4 protein-coding genes and 1 pseudogene are annotated in these 4,429 nt (G+C 58.4%); all 5 read right to left on the bottom strand.

The window, feature by feature from the left end:
- Positions 1–97: 97 nt before the first annotated feature.
- Positions 98–1,411: a citrate synthase gene (gene gltA / locus ACKWJN_RS07480; RefSeq protein WP_408595720.1), complete on the bottom strand. Its 1,314-nt coding sequence runs from the start codon at positions 1,409–1,411 to the stop codon at positions 98–100.
- 28 nt (positions 1,412–1,439) lie between these two features.
- The gene (locus ACKWJN_RS07475; RefSeq protein ID WP_408595719.1) at positions 1,440–1,763 is read right to left on the bottom strand and encodes a succinate dehydrogenase assembly factor 2; all 324 of its coding nucleotides are present in this window, start codon (positions 1,761–1,763) and stop codon (positions 1,440–1,442) included.
- Between the two features lie 31 nt (positions 1,764–1,794).
- Positions 1,795–2,499 carry a succinate dehydrogenase iron-sulfur subunit gene (locus ACKWJN_RS07470; RefSeq protein ID WP_408595718.1) on the bottom strand — a complete coding sequence of 235 codons (705 nt, stop codon included), beginning with the start codon at positions 2,497–2,499 and terminating at the stop codon, positions 1,795–1,797.
- Between the two features lie 13 nt (positions 2,500–2,512).
- Positions 2,513–4,309 (bottom strand): succinate dehydrogenase flavoprotein subunit, encoded by a 1,797-nt coding sequence (gene sdhA / locus ACKWJN_RS07465; protein WP_408595717.1) that lies wholly within the window; start codon positions 4,307–4,309, stop codon positions 2,513–2,515.
- Positions 4,310–4,312: 3 nt separating this feature from the next.
- Positions 4,313–4,429 (bottom strand): annotated as a pseudogene (locus ACKWJN_RS07460) (succinate dehydrogenase, hydrophobic membrane anchor protein); the annotation flags it as partial.

Genomic DNA, 4,429 nt, shown 5'->3' with positions numbered 1-4,429 from the left:
ACCACCGGAAAGCATAGGTAAAAAAAAGCCCCGCATGTGCGGGGCATAGGTGAGACATTTTTTGTCGCACAGGTGTCACACGGACACAGTCAACAAATTACTTGCGCTTTGCAATGGGTAAAGCATCGCGTGAGGGTGAGCCCGTGAACAACTGGCGAGGACGGCCGATTTTGTATTCGGAGTCGCTGATCATTTCGTTCAATTGAGCAATCCAACCCACGGTACGGGCCAGGGCAAAGATACCGGTGAACAGGTTGACTGGAATGCCGATGGCGCGTTGCACGATGCCCGAGGAGACGTCGACGTTGGTGTCGAGCTTGCGGCTGACGAAGTATTCGTCTTCCAAGGCAATTTTCTCCAGCGCTTTGGCGAGCTTGAACAGGGGGTCGTTTTCCAAGCCCAATTCTTTGAGCACTTCGTCGCAGGTCTCTTGCATGAGCTTGGCGCGGGGGTCGTAGTTTTTGTAAACGCGGTGACCAAAGCCCATGAGCTTGACACCCGAGTTTTTGTCTTTGACCTTCTCCATGAACTCGCCGACTTTGGCCACGCCGCCCATGGCTTGAATTTCTTCCAGCATGTTCAAGCAGGCTTCGTTGGCGCCGCCGTGGGCAGGGCCCCAAAGACAAGCCACGCCTGCTGCGATGGCCGCAAAGGGGTTGGTGCCCGACGAGCCGCACAAGCGCACGGTGGAGGTGGAGGCGTTTTGCTCGTGGTCGGCGTGCAAGATGAAGATGCGGTCCAAAGCGCGCTCGAGCACGGGGTTGACCACGTAGTCTTCGCACGGTGTGCCAAACATCATGCGCAAGAAGTTGCCCGAGTAGCTCAGGTCGTTCTTGGGGTACATGTAGGGCTGGCCAATGGTGTACTTGTAGGCCATGGCCACCAAGGTGGGCATTTTGGCGATCAAACGGATGGCCGAGATTTCGCGGTGCTCTGGGTTGTTGATGTCGGTGCTGTCGTGGTAGAAGGCCGACAAGGCACCCACCAAGCCGGTCATGACGGCCATGGGGTGGGCGTCACGGCGGAAACCGCGCAAGAAGAATTGCATTTGCTCGTTGACCATGGTGTGGTTGGTCACGGTTTTGACGAACTCGTGTTTTTGTGCCGCGTTGGGCAGCTCGCCCTTGAGCAAGAGGTAACAGGTTTCGAGGTAGTCGCAGTGGGTGGCGAGTTGTTCGATGGGGTAGCCGCGGTACAGCAGCTCGCCTTTGTCACCGTCGATGTAGGTGATGCCGGACTGGCATGACGCGGTGGACAAGAAGCCCGGGTCGTAGGTGAACATCCCGGTTTGACCGTAGAGCTTGCGGATGTCAATCACATCAGGGCCGATGCTGCCGTGGTAGACAGGCATGTCGATGCTGGGGCTGCCGTTGCTGAACGACAGGGTGGCTTTGTTGTCAGAGAGTTTCATGGCTTTCTTTCCTATAAATCTTTTGGCGTCAATGTCTCAGCATCGTCAGCACTTGCTGTGCTTCTTGTGGTGTGTGGTCGTGGGGCAAGTCTTTGCGCTGCAACAACAGGTCGAGCAAGTCGTTGTCAGACAAATCCATCAGCGCATACAGGCCACGGGCATGGCTCACGGTTAAGCGAGTTTCGTGCCGCTCAAAAAACCGTTGGATGAACAAGTCGTTCTCCAGCAGGCCTCGGCGGCAGCGCCAGCGCAGTTTGCTCAGTGCGCGCTCGTTGAGCGCGTCTTGCCCGTTCAAACCGTCAAGCAAAGGGTCGCCCACCGAGGTGTCGCGAAATGGTGCGTCGACATCCATGTTGGTGCTCCTGTGCTTGGGGTGAAGCGCCTTAGACGGCGCGACGCACCATCAACTCTTTGATCTTGCCGATGGCCTTGGTGGGGTTCAAACCCTTGGGGCACACGTCGACGCAGTTCATGATGGTGTGGCAGCGGAACAGGCGGTACGGGTCTTCGAGGTTGTCCAGACGGCCAGCGGTGTCTTGGTCGCGGCTGTCGGCGATGAAGCGGTAGGCCTGCAACAAACCAGCGGGGCCGACAAACTTGTCGGGGTTCCACCAGAACGAGGGGCAGCTGGTGGAGCAGCTCGCGCACAAGATGCACTCGTACAGGCCGTTCAACTCGTCACGCTCTTCGGGCGACTGCAGGCGCTCTTTTTCGGGCGGCTGGGTGTCGTTGACCAAGTAAGGCTTGATGGAGTGGTACTGCTTGAAGAACTGGGTCATGTCCACGATCATGTCGCGAATAACGGGCAGGCCAGGCAGAGGCTTCAAGACAATGGTGCCGGGCAAGGTGTTCATGTTGGTCAAACAAGCCAAGCCGTTTTTGCCATTGATGTTCATGGCGTCCGAACCACACACGCCTTCGCGGCAGGAGCGGCGAAACGAGATGGTGGGGTCCACGGCCTTGAGTTTCATCAGGGCGTCCAGCAGCATGCGCTCGGTGCCGTCCAATTCAACCTCGATGGTTTGCATGTAGGGCTTGGCGTCGGCGTCTGGGTCGTAGCGGTAGATTTGAAACGTGCGTTTTGTCATGGTGCGTGCCTGATCAGAAAGTACGGGTCTTGAGCTCAATGCTCTCAACGGTGAGCGGTTTCATTTGAACCGGCTTGTAGGTCAACTGGTTGCCTTCTTTGTGCCACAGGGTGTGCTTGTGCCACTCGGTGTCGTTGCGGCCGTTGGGGTGCTCTGGCGTGTCACCGTAGTCGTCCACGGTGTGGGCGCCACGGCTTTCGTGACGGGCCGCAGCAGACACGATGGTGGCTTGTGCGGCTTCGATCAAGTTCTCGACTTCGAGCGCTTCGATGCGCGCGGTGTTGAACACCTTCGATTGGTCTTTGAGACCGATGTTTTGCACACGCTCGCGCAACTCAGCCATCTTGGCAACACCTTCGTCCATCAACGCCTGGGTGCGGAACACACTGGCGTGCGACTGCATGGCGTTGCGGATGTCGTTGGCCACGTCTTGGGCGTATTCGCCGGTGGTGTTGCTGTCCAAGCGTGCCAAACGTGCCAACGAGATGTCGGCCGCGTTCTCGGGCAGGTGCTTGTGGTGTTTGTTTTGTTGGTTGTACTCCACGATGTGGTTGCCCGCCGCGCGGCCAAACACCAACAAGTCGAGCAGCGAGTTGGTGCCCAGGCGGTTGGCGCCGTGCACGCTCACGCAAGAGCATTCGCCCACGGCGTACAAGCCGTTGACCACCACACTGTGGTTGTTGGCGTCTTGGGTGACAACTTGACCGTGGATGTTGGTGGGGATGCCGCCCATTTGGTAGTGGATGGTGGGCACCACAGGGATGGGCTCTTTGGTGATGTCGACGTTGGCAAAGTTGTGGCCAATCTCAAACACCGAAGGCAGACGCTTCATGATGGTCTCGACGCCCAAGTGGGTCATGTCGAGGTTGATGTAGTCCTTGTTGGGGCCGCAGCCACGGCCTTCTTTGATTTCTTGGTCCATGCAGCGTGACACGTAGTCGCGTGGGGCCAAGTCTTTGTAGGCGGGGGCATAGCGCTCCATGAAGCGCTCGCCATTGCTGTTGCGCAAAATCGCGCCTTCGCCACGGCAGCCTTCGGTCAACAACACGCCCGCACCGGCCACGCCAGTGGGGTGGAATTGCCAGAACTCCATGTCTTCGAGCGGAATGCCTGCGCGAGCGGCCATGCCCAAGCCGTCGCCGGTGTTGATGAAGGCGTTGGTCGATGCGGCAAAGATGCGGCCTGCGCCGCCGGTGGCCAGCATGGTGGTCTTGGCTTCGAGGATGTAGAGCTCGCCGGTTTCCATCTCCAGCGCGGTCACACCGACCACGTCACCCGCGTCGTCGCGGATCAGGTCCAGCGCCATCCACTCGACAAAGAAGGTGGTTTTGGCCGCCACGTTTTGTTGGTACAGCGTGTGCAACATGGCGTGACCGGTGCGGTCAGCTGCTGCGCAGGCGCGCTCGACGGCTTTTTCGCCGTAGTTGGCGGTGTGGCCGCCGAAGGGGCGTTGGTAAATGGTGCCGTCGGGGTTGCGGTCGAACGGCATGCCCATGTGTTCCAGTTCGTACACCACCTTGGGTGCTTCGCGGCACATGTATTCGATGGCGTCTTGGTCGCCAAGCCAGTCAGAGCCTTTGACGGTGTCGTAGAAGTGGTAGTGCCAGTTGTCTTCGTTCATGTTGCCCAAAGAGGCACCAATGCCGCCTTGCGCTGCCACGGTGTGCGAGCGGGTGGGGAACACTTTGGACAACACGGCCACGTTCAAACCAGCGCGTGCCAGTTGCAGTGAGGCGCGCATGCCAGAACCACCGGCACCGACGATGACCACGTCAAATTTGCGACGTGGGATAGAGCTTTTAACAGTCATGAATCAGAGCCTCCAGAGAACCTGAATGGCCCAGCCGAGACACGACACCAGCCAAACCAAAGTGAAAACTTGCAGAACCAAACGCAGGCCAACCGGCTTGATGTAGTCCATCCAAATGTC

Source organism: Limnohabitans sp. (assembly GCF_046052825.1).
In the GTDB taxonomy this organism is placed as follows: domain Bacteria; phylum Pseudomonadota; class Gammaproteobacteria; order Burkholderiales; family Burkholderiaceae_C; genus Limnohabitans.
This window is presented reverse-complemented; position numbering and strand designations above follow the sequence as displayed.

What these genes read in the sequence shown, in the direction of transcription:
- gltA (WP_408595720.1), bottom strand. Translation starts at nt 1,411, where the DNA reads ATGAAACTCTCTGACAACAAAGCCACCCTGTCGTTCAGCAACGGCAGC.
- ACKWJN_RS07475 (WP_408595719.1), bottom strand. Translation starts at nt 1,763, where the DNA reads ATGGATGTCGACGCACCATTTCGCGACACCTCGGTGGGCGACCCTTTG.
- ACKWJN_RS07470 (WP_408595718.1), bottom strand. Translation starts at nt 2,499, where the DNA reads ATGACAAAACGCACGTTTCAAATCTACCGCTACGACCCAGACGCCGAC.
- sdhA (WP_408595717.1), bottom strand. Translation starts at nt 4,309, where the DNA reads ATGACTGTTAAAAGCTCTATCCCACGTCGCAAATTTGACGTGGTCATC.